Source organism: Xanthomonas sp. BRIP62415 (assembly GCF_003993515.1).
GTDB lineage: Bacteria > Pseudomonadota > Gammaproteobacteria > Xanthomonadales > Xanthomonadaceae > Xanthomonas > Xanthomonas euroxanthea.
Window position 1 is genome coordinate 1 of the sequence record NZ_QEZH01000022.1, and the last position, 403, is coordinate 403.

The window sequence follows — 403 nt, forward strand, 5'->3', positions numbered from 1 at the left end:
GTATCTCGACGTTCAATACCGAACAGAACATCAGCGGCGTCTACGCCAAGATCCGCGCCAAGAACCCCGGCGAGGCGGCCGCATCGGGCTCGGCAGATCTGGGCTTCGGCTCTTCTGACGGCGAGGGCGGAACCGGTTCGGCCGGATCCTCCATCCTCGACAACCCGGCCGGCTTCATCTCCGACATCATCAGCGGTGTCCTGGCCAACGGCAGCTGATTCACTCGCTCCGCCTGCTCCACCTGTAAACACTCCGTCGGGGAATGTGTTCGAGGGTGGCATCGAGTCTTCGGACTCGGTGCCACCCTCGATCTTTTGTGGCGATCACACTCCGTCGCGCCTGCATCAAAGAACCAAATAGGAAAGCATTACCTAAGTCATTCGCGGTATGATCCACCGATGAG

At 59.8% G+C, this 403-nt stretch carries 1 protein-coding gene; it reads left to right on the forward strand.

Annotation, left to right across the window (positions count from 1 at the left end; translation table 11 throughout):
• On the forward strand, positions 1–218 hold a 218-nt coding region (locus EO141_RS07670), incomplete at its 5' end, for a hypothetical protein (protein ID WP_206514789.1).
• Positions 219–403: the final 185 nt, after the last annotated feature.